Source organism: Pseudomonas sp. Irchel s3b5 (genome assembly GCF_900187435.1).
Taxonomy (GTDB): Bacteria; Pseudomonadota; Gammaproteobacteria; order Pseudomonadales; family Pseudomonadaceae; genus Aquipseudomonas.
Window position 1 is genome coordinate 195,682 of the sequence record NZ_FYDY01000007.1, and the last position, 16,323, is coordinate 212,004.

A 16,323-nucleotide genomic window follows, 5' to 3' on the forward strand; every position below is an offset into this window, starting at 1 on the left:
GATGTTTGGTAAATTAAGTTGGGAAGCGGTCCCGTTCCACGAGCCGATCGTAATGGTGACCATCGCCATGATCGCGCTCGGCGGTCTGGCACTGTTCGCGGGTATCACTTACTTCAAGAAGTGGACCTACCTGTGGACCGAGTGGCTGACGTCGGTCGACCACAAGAAAATCGGCGTGATGTACATCATCGTCGCCATGGTCATGCTGCTGCGCGGCTTTGCCGACGCCATCATGATGCGTACCCAGCTGGCCATGGCCACCGAGGGTTCGCCTGGCTACCTGCCTCCTGAACACTATGACCAGATCTTCACCGCTCACGGTGTGATCATGATCATCTTCATGGCGATGCCATTCTTCACCGGCCTGATGAACCTTGCAGTGCCGCTGCAGATCGGCGCGCGTGACGTTGCCTACCCGTTCCTGAACTCCCTGAGCTTCTGGCTGCTGGTGTCCGGCGTGGTGCTGATCAACCTGTCCCTGGGCGTCGGCGAATTCGCCAAGACCGGCTGGGTTGCCTATCCGCCGCTGTCGGGCCTGCAATACAGCCCTGGCGTGGGGATGGATTACTACATCTGGGCGCTACAGCTATCGGGTCTGGGGACAACGCTGACGGGGGTCAACTTCCTGGCCACCGTGCTGAAAATGCGTACCCCTGGCATGAAGCTGATGGACATGCCGATCTTCACCTGGACCTGCACCTGGGCCAACGTCCTGATCGTGGCTTCGTTCCCGATCCTGACCGCTACCCTAGCACTGCTGACGCTTGACCGTTACATGGATTTCCACATTTTCACCAATGAACTTGGTGGCAATCCGATGATGTACGTGAACCTGTTCTGGGCATGGGGTCACCCTGAGGTGTACATCCTGATCCTGCCAGCGTTCGGTATCTTCTCCGAAGTCATCTCGACCTTCACCGGCAAGAAACTGTTCGGCCACCACTCGATGGTCTACGCATCGGGCGCAATCTCGATCCTGGGCTTCATGGTTTGGCTGCACCACTTCTTCACCATGGGTTCGGGGGCCAGCGTCAACGCCTTCTTCGGTCTGGCGACAATGCTGATTTCCATCCCGACGGGTGTGAAGCTATTCAACTGGCTGTTCACCATCTACCAGGGCCGTTTGCGCTTCACCAGTCAGGTGATGTGGACCCTGGGCTTCATGGTGACCTTCGCCATCGGCGGCATGACCGGCGTACTGCTGGCCATCCCGGGTGCTGACTTCGTTCTGCACAACAGCCTGTTCGTGATCGCGCACTTCCATAACGTGATCATCGGCGGCGCGGTATTCGGCTACATCGCAGGCTTCGCGTTCTACTTCCCTAAAGCGTTCGGCTTCAAGCTGCACGAAGGTTGGGGCAAGGCAGCGTTCTGGTTCTGGATTACCGGCTTCTTCGTCGCGTTCATGCCGCTCTACGTATTGGGCTTCATGGGCATGACCCGTCGTCTGAACGCCACCACCAACCCTGAGTGGGTGCCGTACCTGTACGTCGCCATGTTCGGTGCGGTGATGATCGCTGTCGGCATCGCTTGCCAGCTGATCCAGTTGTACGTCAGCGTGCGTGACCGCAACAAGCCGGAAAACATGTGCGAGCACGGCGACCCGTGGAATGCACACACCCTGGAATGGTCGACCTCGTCGCCACCTCCGTTCTACAACTTCGCCGTACTGCCAAAAGCCGACTGCGTCGATCCGTTCACCGAAGCCAAGGAAGACGGCACCGCGTACAAGGCCCCGGCCAAGTACCAGCCGATCCACATGCCAAACAACACCGCGACCGGTGTGGTCATGGGTGCTCTGTTGACCGTGTTCGGTTTCGCGATGATCTGGCACATCTGGTGGCTGGCAATCGCTAGCCTGGCCGGCACCGTGATCTACTTCGTGATCCACGCGGCCCGTGATGATCAAGGCTATATGGTGCCGGTCGACGTGATCGAACGCATCGAAGCCGAGCAGCACAAGCGTCTGGTTGCGGCAGGGAAAATCCCGGCCACCGCCACCCGTGTTGAAACCTCGTTGGAACAGGCTTAAACCATGTCGAACTTAGTGACCAATGCTGGACACACCCATGTCGATGGACATGGGCATGATGACCATCACCACGACTCGGGCGAGATGACCGTATTCGGTTTCTGGCTCTACCTGATGACCGACTGCATTCTGTTTGCGTCGATCTTCGCGGCGTACGCGGTACTGGTTAACAACGTAGCGGGTGGCCCGTCGGGCCACGACATCTTCGAACTGCCATACGTACTGGGCGAAACCGCTCTGCTGCTGTTCAGTTCGATCACCTACGGTTTCGCCATGCTGGCGTTCTACCGGGGCAACAAGAAACAGGTCCTGGGCTGGTTGGCCCTGACCTTCATGTTCGGTGCCGGCTTCATCGGCATGGAGATCAACGAGTTCCACATCTTGATCTCCGAAGGCTACGGCCCTAGCCGTTCCGGCTTTCTGTCCGGGTTCTTCACCCTGGTCGGCACCCACGGTCTGCACGTGACCAGCGGTCTGATCTGGATGGCGATCATGATGTATCAGGTGCAGAAAAAAGGCCTGACGGCGACCAACAAGACCCGTCTGAGCTGCCTGAGCCTGTTCTGGCACTTCCTGGACGTTGTGTGGATCTGCGTATTCACCGTTGTTTACCTGATGGGGACTATGTAAATGGCTAACACACACTCCCATGACAGCCACGACGCCGGTCACGGCAGCGTCAAGTCCTACGCCATCGGCTTCATCCTGTCGGTGATCCTGACCCTGATCCCGTTCGGTCTGGTGATGTACCCATCGCTGCCGAAGTCGATCACCCTGTTGATCGTGCTGGTCTTCGCCGTGATCCAGGTGCTGGTGCACCTGGTGTACTTCCTGCACCTGGACCGCTCGGCCGCTCAGCGTAACAACGTGATTGCGTTTGTCTTCGCCGCGATCGTGATCGTCCTGCTGGTTGGCCTGTCGCTGTGGATCATGTTCAGCATCCACACGTTCATGATGGCGAAGTGAGGTAAGTCCGCATGTCCCTCAAGCACTTTATCCAAATCACCAAACCGGGGATCATTTTCGGTAACGTGCTTTCTGTGGCAGGCGGATTTTTCCTGGCCTCCAAAGGGCATGTCGATCTGGCCATTTTCCTGGCCGCGATGATCGGCACGTCCCTGGTGGTTGCCTCCGGTTGCGTGTTCAACAACTGCATCGACCGCGACATCGACCTGAAGATGGAGCGCACCAAGAACCGGGCGCTGGTTCAGGGCTTGATCTCCCTGAAACTGGCCCTGATCTATGCGACCGTCCTGGGTGTCGCCGGCGTTGCGCTGTTGTACAAGGTGGCAAACCCGTTGGCTGCTTTGTTCGCGGTCATCGGCTTCGTGATCTACGTCGGCTTCTACAGCCTGTACCTCAAGCGCAAGTCGGTTCACGGCACGCTGGTGGGCAGTCTGTCGGGCGCCATGCCGCCGGTGATTGGTTATGTCGCCGTCAGCAACACCTTCGACATGGCCGCGCTGACCCTGCTGGTGATGTTCAGCCTGTGGCAGATGCCGCATTCCTACGCCATCGCGATCTTCCGCTTCAACGATTACCTGGCCGCATCGATTCCGGTGTTGCCAGTGAAGCGCGGCATCCAGGTGGCCAAGAAGCACATCCTGCTCTACATCCTGGCCTTCCTCGTGGCGACCTTGATGTTGACCTTCAGCGGCTACGCCGGCATGAGCTACCTCGCCGTCGCCGCGGCCATGGGCATGTACTGGCTGTACATGGCCTGGACCGGCTACAAGGCAGTGGATGACACGGTCTGGGCACGCAAACTGTTCGTGTTCTCGATCTTCACCATTACCGCGTTGAGCGTGATGATGTCCCTGGACTTCAAAGTGCCGAGTGAGTTGCTGCTGACGTACGCGCCTTAAGCGTCGGATGCTGTAAAGAAAAGCCCCGCCTTTGAGAGAAGAGCGGGGCTTTTTGTTGGGGCAAATCGCAAGGACTGCTCGTCAGGAAGATGATTCGTCGGTTGCATGACTATAAGCAAGTTGACTATATTTTGCTGATGCGAACCGTATTCTTCGAAACCACATCCTTCACTGCAACCGTTGGCGATTATCTGACGGACGATGAGTATCGTGCTTTGCAGTCGCACATGCAGTTGAACCCGCAAGCGGGTGATGTCATGCCTCGAACAGGCGGTTCCGAAAGCTGCGCTGGGCAGATGGACGCCGAGGTAAAGGTAGGCGAGGTGGCTTGCGGGTTATCTATTATTGGCTTATGAATGATGGCCAGTTCTGGATGTTTGCAATTTATGACAAAGATGAGCTTGAGAATTTGACCGCCGACCAAGAGAAGGTGCTCAAGAAAGCTATAGAGACAGAGTTGAAAAAACGAGGTACCCCATGAAAAAACGCGACCTGTTTGCAGAGTTGATGCAGGGCGTTGATGAGATGGCGGCTCAACGCGAAGGCAAGATTACGCTACGCAATACGTCCATCGAGGACATTCCGGCTCCAGAAGTGGGGGCGCAAGAAATCGTCGCGCTACGGGAAAAGCTGCACATGTCTCAAGCGGTTTTTGCCAAACGTATTCGAACCAGCCCCAGCACCTTGAGAAACTGGGAGCAGGAAAAGTCGAAGCCCAACGCTCAGGCTGCCTTGTTGATCAGGCTGGTGGAGAAATTCCCGGATATGGTGGATCGACTGGCAGTGGTTTGATTGAGTCAGCGAACACCTGAAAAGCCCCGCTTTCGAAAGAATGGCGGGGCTTTTTCATTTACGTGCGGTTGTTACACGGTGCATCGAGCACCTTCACCACGTCGTCGATGATTGCTTTGCTCATGTCCTGCAAAAAATGCGAGGCCCAGGCGTGTCGGTCGGAGTCGCGGACCATGGCGGCGTCTGAGGCGAGCAGTTTGGCGAGGTGGAGCAGGTCGGAGGCGTGTGAGAGGGCCTGAATGATCGGGACTCCACGGTTGATGCGAAACAGTGGTTCGTTAGCGAGGTAGGAGAAAGGGGTGAGGCCGATGGTTTTCAGGTCTTGGGGATTGGTCATTGAGCAACTCCTATATTTCAGTAGAGCTGCCCCATTCGTTCTCAGGCGAATGGGTGGCAGCTATGCGCAGGCTGAGAACCGGGAAATATAGAAACCGGCAGACCCGAAGGCCTCCCACGCACAGCCGCCATTGCACGAAGTCAGATATCCAAAAGTCTGTAATCGTGTTTCGACATTGAGGCGCCGATATATTACCCGGGTTCTCAGGCCCGGTCGCTGAATTGGCAGCGACGGGTCGAAGTTAGCGGTGGGTATCGGAACGCACAATCGTGGCCTTGTGCTGGCCGGGATGTGTTGGACACTGCAATCCCCTGTGGGAGCGGGCTTGCTCGCGAAAGCGGTGTGTCAGGCGACATTGATGCTGGATGTGACGACCCCATCGTCGGATCGCCGCCCGGAGCAAGCTCGCTCCCACAGGGGTTGGCGGTGATTAGTTATTTGTGCGGCTTGTCCAGCAACCGGAAAAACCGCTCCCGCACCTGCACGTGATCGCTGTGCGCCACGTTGAATCGCAGGAACTGATTGGCATCCGCCGCTTTGCTGAGCAAGGTTCCCGGCGCCAAAACCAGGTCTATTTCCAGGCCCTTTCTGGCCAGGGACTCGGCCTGGAATCCATCCGGCAATCGCGTCCAGATGTACAAACCTTCGCCGGGCAGCGACGACGCCGAACACCCGGCTTCGCCCAGCCACGCTGCCACGCGGCTGTTTGACTCATAGAGCCGATCCACCGTGCGTCGCATGTGTTTGGCATAGCTGCCGTCGCTGAGCATGGTGCAGATAATTTGCTCGGCCATTTCCGAGGTCATGCCACCGCAGGCCATTTTCAGGGTCACCATCCGCGCCGCCAGTAATGGTGAAACCACCGCGAAGCTGACGCGGCTGTTGGCGGTCAGGGTCTTGGAGAACCCTGAAACATAAGACACGTTGTCCAACCCGCTCGCGGCCAAACGCGGCGTTCGGCGTTGCTGCATGTCGCAGTACAAATCGTCTTCGAGGATGTGGAAATTGTAGCGATGGCTCAACTCCAGCAAGCGATACACCTGCGTCGAGGTGAACGAATGCCCGGTCGGGTTGTGCAGGGCATTGTTGGTCATGTAGAGCACCGGACGATGGGTGATCAACAGTTGCTCGAACGCTTCCAGGTCCATGCCGTCGCAATCACGGCGGATGTTGATGACCTTGGCGCCGTGCCAGGCCAGATTGGTGTGCATCGTGAAATAACACGGGTCGTCGAGCAGCACCGTGTCGCCGGGTTTGACCAGCAGGCGCATCAGCATGTCGATGGCTTGTACGGTGTTGGCGGTGGTGATGATCTGCTCGACCGGCACTTCGATGCCCAAGGTCGACATCTTGACCTGCAAGGCCTGGCGCAGTGGCAGGTAACCGCTGGCGTTACCGTATTCACCCATGCGCAGGGCCGTCGCGCGAAGGGTGCCGCGTACGGCTTTGAGCAACTCTTCGGCAGGCAGCCACGAAGAAGGCAGGAAACCGGCACCCGGACGCAGCGCGCCGTTGTCCTGAAGTACGGCGCGGCGGACCACACTGGGAGTGTCTTGCGGGAGCAGGTCCGGGCCGGAATCGGTCTGGACCGTGGTGATGGAGCGATGCACGTAGTGCCCCGAGCCTTGGCGTGACACCACCAGGCCCTTGGCGCGCAAGCGATCCAGAGCGTCAACCACCGTGGATTTACCCACGTTCATCAAGTCGGAGAGCTCGCGAATCGGCGGCAGCCTGGAGCCGTGGGGCAGGCCGCCCTGGCTGATCGCCACGGCCAATTGATCAACTATCTGCTGCACCAGCGGCACACCCGGCTGGAACTCGATCGCGGCGATCACTGCGCGCTGAACCTGCATTTTACTGGTCTCTCCGGCAGTAAAGTTCGTTGGATTCTATACGAACTTGCTCTGACCAAGACAGGCATCTCTTTCTACTATCACTTTGGAGAGTTTGCGGATTGTCGACCGTTGCCGGGTTGCACAGTCACCCGGTTCAAGAGGTGTTGGATGAGTGTAGAAACAGCCGCCGTCGTGGCGAAACCGGTGATCAACCTGCGGTTGTTCACCATTCGGATCATCACGGCCGTGGCGCTGTTTGCGGTGCTGGGCAAGGCCAACGTCTGGCTCGATACCGCCACCAACAGCATTCTGGCCCTGGGTTATCGGGCCTTGTTATTGCTGTTGCCGTTGACCTTGCTGGTCCTCGGTCGCCGTTCCTTGGGCGTCACGCTGCTGTGCGCTGCCCTCGGGCTGGTGCTGCTGGCGGTGACTCACAATCAGGGCGTCATCATGTTTGCCGCGGCGTTGTTTGCCTACGGCATTGCGATTGCCGGTTACCTGATCAAGAGCGAAGCGGCGCAAACCAAGGAAGGTGCGGCCTACAACCGTGTCGCCATGAACATGGGCAGCCTGTTGGCAGGGCTCATTTTGCTGTCGCCGCTACTGACCCCAACGATGTTTTTCCTCGGCGCCGCCAGTTTCGTCCTGCTGTGCCTGCCCATCGCGATGGGGGCAACGTTCACCACTGAAGCCGCAGTGGCCCGTCCGGCCAGCCAGGATGGCAGCGGCTGGCGCAACAAACTGCCGTGGATCATTGCCGGCATCATCATGGGCATCAAGCTGTTCGGTGTGTTCTCGATCCTGCCGCAAGCGATCCTGCTGGAGACCGGCGAACTGCCGGTCTGGTATGGCCTGATGCTGATCCTCAACAGTGCCGTCGTGGTCTTCGCGCAAGTGCCGGTCATGAAGCTGATCGAGCGCACCGGGCGCTTCAAGGTCTTGGCGGTGATCGGGATCATTGCCGGCGGATTTGCCGTGCTGTCTGTCCCTGCCGCGTTCCATGTCGAAACCCTGGTCGGCGCGTTGATCTGGGTGGCGCTGCTGTCCATCGCCGAATGCGCGTTCAGCCACCTCGACTACTTCTCGGTCAAGCAAAACAACATGTTCGTCAAAGAGGTGTCCCTGGGCGTTGGTGCCGGGCTGACGGTGCTGATCATGCGGGTCATGCCGCCGCCCTACAACGCTCTGGTGCTGGCCGCTATCGGCGCTGGCGGGATCCTGGTCTGGTACTGGCTCAATCGCAAGTCCATTGCGTCGCTGCATGACTGAGTCATCACCGCGTCGGTTTTCAATTTGCAAGTCGGGGGCATTATGAATACGACTTCATGCGTAGTGGTGGTGGGGTACAACGGCAGTCGGGTCCACGATATCCAGAAGCTGCGCGATCTCTGCAAATCGATGTACGACGCGAGGCTGATCCTGCTGGTCGAGCACATTCAACCTCATGATGATCAAGTGGCCGATCATGTCTGCAGCACATCGCTGGCGGAGAGCGACGTGGCGGCGTCCCTTGAATGGGTGGTCGGTTGCCTGAATGCCGACCGCTGGAAATTGATCGGCGTGTTGCCGTTCTCGGATCGCGGCGTGTTGCTGGGGGCGGCTCTGGCCAGTCATTTCGGCTTGCCTGGTATCACCCCGGCCGAGGCGCGGGCAGGTTTGGATAAACAGATCTTCCGCAGGCTCGAAGCCGCGGCCACTACCTCGCCCGAGGACTACCGCCCGGTGTTGTCCATTCGGGTCGAGAGCCTTGCCGAGCTGCGCCAACGCGTCGTCGAACTGGGCGGCAAGGCGTTCATCAAGCCCGCCTGCGAAGGTGCCAGCCGCGGCTGCCGCGTCATCCGTCACCCGTCCGAATGCGACGACGCCTGGCAAGCGCTCAAGCCCTATCGCGAGGGCGGAATCGTGCTCGAAGAGCTGATCCAGAACGCTCGCGAATACAGCTGGGACTTTGTCGCCGGAAGCACCTGGATCACCGAAAAAACCACCACCGAAGGGGCCTACCGCGCCGAGATTCAGCAAGTGGTCCCCGCGCCGTTGACGCCCGATGTGCAGATTCGGCTGATGGCTGCCGGCCGCCACATGGCCGGGTTGGTTTCGCAGGACAACGGTGCCTGGCACAACGAAATTTTCCACAGGGCCAACCATCGCACCTCGGCGGTGGAAACCAACATGCGCCCCGGTGGCATGCACATCTGGGACCTGGCCAAGCGCGCATTCGCCGATTTCGACCCATGGCAGCGCTGGGTTCGCTGGGCCGTGGAAGGTCAGGTCGTCAGCCATGATCCGGCGCCTCGCGGCTACTGCGGCATTCGCCTGCTCCGGGCGACGGCCGTCGGGCTTTTGCGCGATGTACCGGATGTCCAGTCGCTGGCCCGGTCGATGAACATCGATCTGGTGGAGGCGGTGCTGAGCAAGCAAATCGGTGATTCGGTCACCGCCGAGGTGAAAGACAACTTCTCGTTCATCGGCCACATCGTGTTGTTCAACGAACACTACGAACAGCTCAGCGACGACCTGTTGCGCCTGGCCGAGGCGATCGAATCAAGGGTGGGAATCACCATCCTGGCATCGCCGGCCAGGGCTGTGAGTTGAGTCGTCAGGATTGATGTTTTTTTTGCAGTACTGAAAAGAGGGTTGGGTAAATGATTGAACACATGACCTGTGATGAACGCTTCATCGCGCTGGCAAAGGAATTCGGCTATGACATTTACGGTGAGAACACCGCCGGTGGGCATTACGCGCCGCTGATTCGCCACCACGATGAACTGTATATCAGCGGTCTGGTGCCGCGCATGAACGGCAAAATCCACTATCCGGGCCGGGTGGGACGAGACCTCACCATGGCGGATGCGCAAGCGGCCGCCAGCATCAGCGCGATGCGAGGGTTGGCGCTGATCGTCGATGCCATTGGTTCGCTGGACAAGATCAAGTCGCTGATTCGGGTCACGGTGTATGTGCGCTCCACGGAAGACTTTGTCGACCTCAGTGAAGTCGCCAACGGTGCGTCGGATGTTTTCAGTCACGTATTGGGCGACGCCGGGAAACATACACGGACCACGGTGGGCGTTTATCAGCTGCCAAAAAATGCAGCGATTGAAATTGATATGATCGTGGCGTTGCGGCCGTCGGTGTTATGAGTGTTAGTTGCTCGCTTTACAGTGCTGAAGGGTTCGCCTAAGGTCAGGAGACTCATTAGCGCAGACGATGTTGGAAACGGAAATGAATAACGTTAAAGGTGCGTTTTTTTCATATAAGGACTTTCGTAAAAGTTTAGACCAACAGCCGATCAAACCCCGTGTGTGGACAGGTGCTGAACTGGCCGATATGCGCGCTACTCTCGAAGGCAGCGACGTTGATATTGTTGCCCTGGCCCACGAGAAAAGCCTCGAAGGTTGCCAGTTGACCCCCGGAATGGCGGTGTCCATGCAATGGCTGATGCCCGGTTCAACGCTCGATGGGCATGCGCATGCCTGGTGGCACCTGTTCATCATTCAGTCCGGCAGCGGCGCGTTGACCTTGGGCGATGCCGATGCCATGAGCATCAGCCCTGGCGACGTGTTACTGGTGCCGGCCTGGACCCGGCACGGCTTCGCCAATACCAGCGCCACCGAGCCGCTGGCCATGCTTAACATCAGCAACATGCCGCAGATGGCACTGCTTTCCAATCATGCCGACAATGTGGGTTTGATCCCCCGCCAGCTGTAATTTCCCCTCTGCTGCACACCAGGGAGTCCGCGTTCGCTGACTCCCTTTTTCGTTTCTGTCGCGTTCACAAAAAGCCGTCTGGCGATTGACGCTTTTCAGTGTCTGTATCGATAGAAACAGACATTTTCTGTATCTGTTCAGCGCCTGATCGACTTACTACGATCGCTTCACATGCAACGGATTAATGTGGTTAGTGCAAGGGAGGCTTAAATGGAAAGTGCAAAGTTTAAACTGTATCTCGGTGCGGATTATGTCAGCGCTTTTGCAATGTCAGCGTTTGTGGCGCTCAAGGAGAAACAACGTTCATTTGAACTTGTAACGCTTGACTTGAAGGCGCGTGAACATTATCAAGCGAATTACCGTGATCTTTCGTTGACCTGCAAAATTCCGACGTTAGTTCATGAAGCGTTCGCACTGTCAGAATCCTCGGCCATTGCCGAATACCTGGACGAACTCTCCCCAGGCCCCCAAAAACTCTACCCGCAAGACCCCCGACAGCGCGCTCGCGCCCGCCAGCTTCAGGCGTGGCTGCGCAGTGATTTGCTGGTCGTTCGCAAAGAACGGCCGTTTGACCTGGTGTACTTCGGCAAAAAAGACACGCCGCTGTCTGACGACGCCCGGGCCGCTGTCGAGCGCTTGTTCTTCGTCGCCGACCGTTTGCTGGAGGAGGGTGCCGAGCACTTGTTCGGTGACTGGAGCATCGCCGACACCGACCTGGCAATCATGCTCAACCGGCTGGTCGCCAATGGCGATCAAGTGCCCTCTCGACTCGCGGCGTATGTGCATCGCCAGTGGGATCGCGACAGCGTTCGGGCATGGATGGACATCGCGCGCAAAGCGCCGGCCATCGCGTAAAACGATCATCAGGAGCGCTGTCATGCAAGGACTGTCAGAGCACGAACGCTACAAGCCTTACAACGCACGCACCATTCGCGACACGCCGTACTGGCACCGACTGACGCCGGCCTTGCAGGAAGCCATGACCGTCGTGGCCCGCGTCATGCCGTTTCGCACCAACGAATACGTTTTGGGCACGCTGATCGACTGGAACAACATCCCGGATGATCCGATTTTTCGCATGACCTTTCCCCACAAGGACATGTTGCTGCCGGACGAATACGCATCGCTCAAGCACTTGATCGAGCAGGATGACAGCGCCGCAATCAAGCGTCGGATCGAGGCGATCTGGCTGCGCATGAATCCGCATCCGGCGGGGCAGTTGACCCACAACAGCGTCGTGCTCGACGGAAAAGTCCTACCGGGCATCCAGCACAAATACCGCGAGACCGTGCTGTTTTTCCCCGGTGCTGGCCAGACCTGTCACGCGTACTGCACGTTCTGTTTCCGCTGGGCGCAGTTCATTGGCGAGGAAGAACTGAAGTTCAACGCCCGTGAATCCCTGGAGCTGGTGAGCTACCTGCGGGTACACCCCGAAGTCACGGACGTGCTGATCACCGGCGGCGATCCGATGATCATGAACACCCGTTCGCTGGCCGGGTACATCGAGCCGCTGCTGGCATTGCCACACCTCAAGAGCATCCGTATCGGCACCAAATCCGTGGCGTACTGGCCGCAGCGGTTTGTCAGCGACAAGGACGCACCGGAGTTGCTGGCACTGTTTCGGCGGATTGTTGCGGCGGGGAAAAACCTGTCGATCATGGGTCACTACAACCACCCGGTGGAGATCCGCCAAGACATCGCCCGACAAGCCATCGAGTGCATTCGCGCCACGGGCGCGACCGTGCGCATGCAGGCACCGGTGATCCGCCACATCAACGAAAATCCGGCCGATTGGGCGGCGCTGTGGACCGAAGGCGTGCGGCTCGGTGCGGTGCCTTATTACATGTTTGTCGAGCGGGACACCGGCCCCAGCCATTACTTCGCGATGCCATTGGCCCGGGCGTTCGAGATCTTTCAGGCGGCCTATCGCACGGTGTCCGGGCTGGCGCGCACGGTGCGCGGGCCGTCCATGAGCACCTTCTACGGCAAGGTGTTGATCAACGGCATCGAGACCGTTGCCGGGGAAAAAGTCTTCGTCTTGCAGTTCTTGCAGGCACGCAATCCGCACTGGGTGTTGCGCACGTTCTATGCGCGTTTCGATCCGCACGTCACCTGGTTCGATGACTTGCGACCGGCGTTTGGCGAGCGCTCGTTTTTCTTTCAGAACGAGTTCGCAACGGCGCCCGAATTGATACCGGTCCTGCTGCAAACGGCGTAGGACGATTCAGAGGAATAAGGATATGAGCGGCATTCCGTTTGATCAGCGCGAAGGCGTGATCTGGCTCGACGGCGAGTTCGTCGAATGGTCACGGGCGCAGTTGCATGTGCTGAGCCATGGCCTGCATTACGCGAGCACGGTGTACGAAGGTGAGCGCGTGTACAACGGCAGGATTTTCAAGTTGCGCGAGCACACCGGACGGCTATATCGCTCGGCGCAGCTGATGGACTTTACGATCCCGTTTGAACCCGCCGAGCTCGAAGCGGCCAGTCGCCAATTGCTGCATCGCAACAACGTCGTCGACGGTTATCTGAGGCCGGTGGCCTGGCGCGGCAGTGAGATGATTTCCACCTCGGCGCTTTTCAATCGCGTGCATGTGGCGATCGCCTGCTGGCAATGGCCGAGCTATTTCGACCCGGCGGCACGCATGGCCGGCATTCGCTTGAAAACCGCGACGTGGCGCCGTCCGCCACCGAGCAGCAGCCCCTTCGAAGCCAAGGCATCCGGGCATTATCAGATTGCCACGCTGAGCAAGCACGATGCCGAGAACAACGGCTACCACGACGCCTTGATGCTCGACTGGCGTGGCCATGTCGCCGAAGCCACCAGCGCCAATGTGTTCTTCGTCAAAGGCCGGACGTTGCACACGCCGGTGCCGGACTGTTTTCTCAACGGCATCACCCGCCAGACCGTGATCGAACTCGCCAGGGCGCTGGACTATCAAGTGATTGAACGCACGATGTTGCCTACGGAACTGGGCGACTTCAACGAGTGTTTTCTCACCGGCACCGCCGCCGAAATCACCCCGGTGCAGAGCATCGACCAGCAGCACTATCGACCGGGCAATGCCTGCCGCGACTTCATTGCCGCTTACACCTCAACCGTCAACGCCGAATAACCTGTCAGGAACCTCGCCATGTCAGATCAAGGGATTGTTGCGTCTCAACTTTACGTTTCGCTCGGCCATCGTCATGAAGAATTATCGACCCTAGGCTGGACGGTGCTGACCCCGGACGAATTTGCCGATGATGTCGTAGGAACCTTGCACGAGTTTGGTCCGATCATTCCGCAGTTCAACGGTCAGACGGCGTTCGCCATCACCCGCAAAGCGGGCTACGAAGATCTGCCGTATTCGCAGAGCATGAACGGCATCGGTCCGCATACCGAGGCGCCGGTGTATGGACCGCCGCCGCGTTATCTGGCACTGCATTGTCATCAGCAGGCGACCTGCGGGGGCGGGCATACGGGGTTGGTCGACGGTTACGCGTTCTTGAAGTCGCTTGAGCGATACGAACCGGAACTGCGTGAATGGCTCGACGACACGCCTGTGGAATTCGTCGCAACCGCCAAACCGGGCGAACCGGCGCAAACCCGGGTCAAGGCATACATCCTGACGCCGACCGAAGACGGGGACATTTTCCGCTTCAGCTACAACCAGTTTCACTACGGCGATGTGAATCCTTCGAAAGAGGCGTTGCAGCAATCGCAGGTCGCCCACAACCTTTCTCCACTGGCCAGATTTGCGCTGCTCGGCGAAGCGTACTTCGTCGAGCACAACGTTCCGGTGCTGATTCCAGACGGTTGCCTGCTGATTTGGGACAACTGGCGAATGATTCATGCCCGCAGTCGTTACACTGACCCGGCGCGCAACCTGACCCGCTACTGGCTGGCCTGATTTTTCCGTCGCCCATTATTCTTTTGGCGTCCCCCTTGGCGGGTACGCGTCCTACAGGTATCGCGTCATGCAGACAGCAATCGAGATCGCCCAGGTCGATCATCAACTGATCGTGCGGCTCAATCAGGCCTGGACCAAGCGTGCCACGGTGTGTTCGCCGGACAGGGGCCAGGTCGACGAAGTATTCGACCCGGCGCGCCCGGATTATCCGGAGTGCATGGTGCCGTTTTTCCATCACCCCAAATTCCAGGCCTTGGACGACGAACTCAAGAGCCGCGTGGTGACCTGGGGCTGGATCGGCTACAACCTGCGCACCGTCACCGCCGAAGAACTCGTGGTGAACCCGGCGCTGAGCGTCATTGCCAATCAATACCTGGGCAAGGACGACTGGCATTTTCGCGAGGCGATGCAGCAGACCTTGATCGATGAGCACTACCACACGCTCATGCATTTGCGTGCCATCGAGCGAACCAGACTGGATCGCGCACTTGATCAGGATCTGGACCTGCCGCCCTCGGTCACGTACTTGCGCTTGAAGGCCCAGCGCGAAGCACTGCCCGAGCAATGGCAGCGGGATCTGGCGGCGATCACCTTCGCGGTGGTGGCCGAAATCAGCGTTAACGCCTATCTGGATTTGCTGGCAGACGACCAGACGATCCAGCCGCAAAACCGCCGCGTCGCCGAACTGCACAACCGCGACGAATACGCCCACAGCAAGGTGCTGGCGGAAGTGGCCAAGGTCATGTACGCCAACATGCAGCCCGAGCAGCGGGCATTTTTCGCACGCAACCTGTCGGTGGCGCTGAGTGCTTTTATCGCTCAGGACTACTCGATGTGGGAGGCGATCCTGACGCAGCTTGGGGTCGAGGACGCGGCGCTGATCATTGCCGATACTCGCGAGAGCAACAAAAACGCGACGATCATGCGCGACTACAGTGGCCTGCATAAATTGGCGCAGGACCTGGGCATCAGCGACCAGATCGATTTCGACTTCCGTCCGACCCTCAAAGCCACGGCTGCGGCCTGATCCCCGGAGGTGTTCATGTCCGTTCCTGTGTACGAAGTGTTCGCCATCCGTGTCGGTGCCAATGCCCAGCGCACCGCCAAGGAGAACTTTCTCTACGACGCGTGCTGCGGCGATCCGAATGCGCCAATGCCGCTGGATTATTACTTCTGGGTCATCCGCAACGAGGAGCAGGTGATCGTGGTCGACACCTGTTTTCAACCGGCCACGGCGGACCGGCGCAATCGTCAGCTGTACCGCCTGCCGGAAGATTCCCTACGGCAACTGGACATCGATCCGACGCAGGTCGAGCACCTTGTCCTCACGCATTTGCATTGGGACCATGCCGGCAATCTCGGGTTGTTTCCCACGGCGACGGTGCATTTGCAGGAAGCGGAACTGCGCTTCTGCACCGGGCCGAAAATGGCTCATCGCACGGTGAATAAAACCTACGAAGTCGAGGATGTGATGTCGGCGCTGCCACCGTTGTTCGAGGGGCGGATGCGCTTGCACAACGGCATGGTTGAAGTACTGCCCGGCGTGACGTTGCACCCGGTGGGCGGTCATACACCGGGCAGTCAGGTGGTGCGGGTGAACACGGCGCGTGGCTGGATTGTGCTGGCGTCGGATGCCGCGCATTTGTGGGTCAACATTCGTGAACGCAGCCCGTTTCCGATCCTCGATGACCTGGCGCAAACCCTTGAAGCGTTCAGCGAGATCGACCGTCTGGCCGATGGCGAAGACCACGTCATTCCCGGTCATGATCCGCTGATCGCCGAGCGTTTTGCGCATTGGAAAGATGACCCGCATATCATCTGCCTGCACCAGCCCCCAGTCTGAGTCACATTCAAAACCTGTAGG

The 16,323-nt window shown here is 58.7% G+C and carries 17 protein-coding genes and 1 pseudogene; 16 read left to right on the top strand and 2 right to left on the bottom strand.

Annotated features, from left to right (window positions below):
* Nucleotide 1 precedes the first annotated feature (1 nt).
* The 6 genes and pseudogenes from cyoB (at nt 2) to CKW15_RS10875 (ending at nt 4,689) form a co-directional block, all read left to right on the top strand.
* A complete protein-coding gene (gene cyoB / locus CKW15_RS10850; protein ID WP_095059821.1) occupies nt 2-2,032 on the top strand; it encodes a cytochrome o ubiquinol oxidase subunit I in 2,031 nt (676 codons plus the stop codon).
* A gap of 3 nt (nt 2,033-2,035) precedes the next feature.
* Nucleotides 2,036-2,662 (top strand): cytochrome o ubiquinol oxidase subunit III, encoded by a 627-nt coding sequence (locus CKW15_RS10855; RefSeq protein WP_095059820.1) that lies wholly within the window; start codon nt 2,036-2,038, stop codon nt 2,660-2,662.
* Nucleotides 2,663-2,998: a cytochrome o ubiquinol oxidase subunit IV gene (gene cyoD / locus CKW15_RS10860; RefSeq protein ID WP_095059819.1), complete on the top strand. Its 336-nt coding sequence runs from the start codon at nt 2,663-2,665 to the stop codon at nt 2,996-2,998.
* Nucleotides 2,999-3,009: 11 nt separating this feature from the next.
* Nucleotides 3,010-3,897 (top strand): heme o synthase, encoded by an 888-nt coding sequence (cyoE, locus tag CKW15_RS10865; protein WP_095059818.1) that lies wholly within the window; start codon nt 3,010-3,012, stop codon nt 3,895-3,897.
* Nucleotides 3,898-4,034: 137 nt separating this feature from the next.
* Nucleotides 4,035-4,378: pseudogene (locus CKW15_RS10870) on the top strand (toxin).
* A complete protein-coding gene (locus CKW15_RS10875) occupies nt 4,375-4,689 on the top strand; it encodes a DNA-binding transcriptional regulator (RefSeq protein ID WP_075946541.1) in 315 nt (104 codons plus the stop codon). The pseudogene CKW15_RS10870 and the gene CKW15_RS10875 overlap by 4 nt, the downstream one beginning before the upstream one ends.
* A gap of 58 nt (nt 4,690-4,747) precedes the next feature.
* Here CKW15_RS10875 and CKW15_RS10880 read toward each other — a convergent pair whose 3' ends face one another.
* Nucleotides 4,748-5,026, bottom strand: coding sequence for a DUF3077 domain-containing protein (locus CKW15_RS10880; protein ID WP_095059817.1), 279 nt, complete (start codon nt 5,024-5,026; stop codon nt 4,748-4,750).
* A gap of 434 nt (nt 5,027-5,460) precedes the next feature.
* Nucleotides 5,461-6,879, bottom strand: coding sequence for a PLP-dependent aminotransferase family protein (locus tag CKW15_RS10885; protein WP_095152089.1), 1,419 nt, complete (start codon nt 6,877-6,879; stop codon nt 5,461-5,463).
* A gap of 150 nt (nt 6,880-7,029) precedes the next feature.
* Between CKW15_RS10885 and CKW15_RS10890 the strand changes: the two genes are divergently transcribed.
* The 10 genes from CKW15_RS10890 (at nt 7,030) to CKW15_RS10935 (ending at nt 16,302) form a co-directional block, all read left to right on the top strand.
* Entirely contained in the window at nt 7,030-8,130 is a 1,101-nt protein-coding gene (locus CKW15_RS10890) for a hypothetical protein (protein WP_095152090.1), read from the top strand.
* Between the two features lie 42 nt (nt 8,131-8,172).
* Complete coding sequence (locus CKW15_RS10895; RefSeq protein ID WP_095152091.1) at nt 8,173-9,453, top strand: acetyl-CoA carboxylase biotin carboxylase subunit family protein; 1,281 nt, start codon at nt 8,173-8,175, stop codon at nt 9,451-9,453.
* 50 nt (nt 9,454-9,503) lie between these two features.
* Nucleotides 9,504-9,998 (top strand): RidA family protein, encoded by a 495-nt coding sequence (locus CKW15_RS10900; protein WP_095152092.1) that lies wholly within the window; start codon nt 9,504-9,506, stop codon nt 9,996-9,998.
* Nucleotides 9,999-10,080: 82 nt separating this feature from the next.
* Nucleotides 10,081-10,566 (top strand): cupin domain-containing protein, encoded by a 486-nt coding sequence (locus tag CKW15_RS10905; protein WP_095152113.1) that lies wholly within the window; start codon nt 10,081-10,083, stop codon nt 10,564-10,566.
* A gap of 210 nt (nt 10,567-10,776) precedes the next feature.
* Entirely contained in the window at nt 10,777-11,421 is a 645-nt protein-coding gene (yfcF, locus tag CKW15_RS10910; protein ID WP_095152093.1) for a glutathione transferase, read from the top strand.
* A 22-nt stretch (nt 11,422-11,443) separates the two neighbouring features.
* On the top strand, nt 11,444-12,784 hold the full coding sequence (locus tag CKW15_RS10915) for a KamA family radical SAM protein (RefSeq protein WP_095152094.1): 1,341 nt from the start codon (nt 11,444-11,446) through the stop codon (nt 12,782-12,784).
* Nucleotides 12,785-12,806: 22 nt separating this feature from the next.
* On the top strand, nt 12,807-13,682 hold the full coding sequence (locus CKW15_RS10920) for a branched-chain amino acid aminotransferase (RefSeq protein WP_095152095.1): 876 nt from the start codon (nt 12,807-12,809) through the stop codon (nt 13,680-13,682).
* An 18-nt stretch (nt 13,683-13,700) separates the two neighbouring features.
* Nucleotides 13,701-14,459: a TauD/TfdA family dioxygenase gene (locus CKW15_RS10925; protein ID WP_095152096.1), complete on the top strand. Its 759-nt coding sequence runs from the start codon at nt 13,701-13,703 to the stop codon at nt 14,457-14,459.
* A gap of 67 nt (nt 14,460-14,526) precedes the next feature.
* Entirely contained in the window at nt 14,527-15,486 is a 960-nt protein-coding gene (locus CKW15_RS10930) for a diiron oxygenase (protein WP_095152097.1), read from the top strand.
* A 15-nt stretch (nt 15,487-15,501) separates the two neighbouring features.
* Complete coding sequence (locus CKW15_RS10935; protein WP_095152098.1) at nt 15,502-16,302, top strand: N-acyl homoserine lactonase family protein; 801 nt, start codon at nt 15,502-15,504, stop codon at nt 16,300-16,302.
* Nucleotides 16,303-16,323 lie beyond the last annotated feature (21 nt).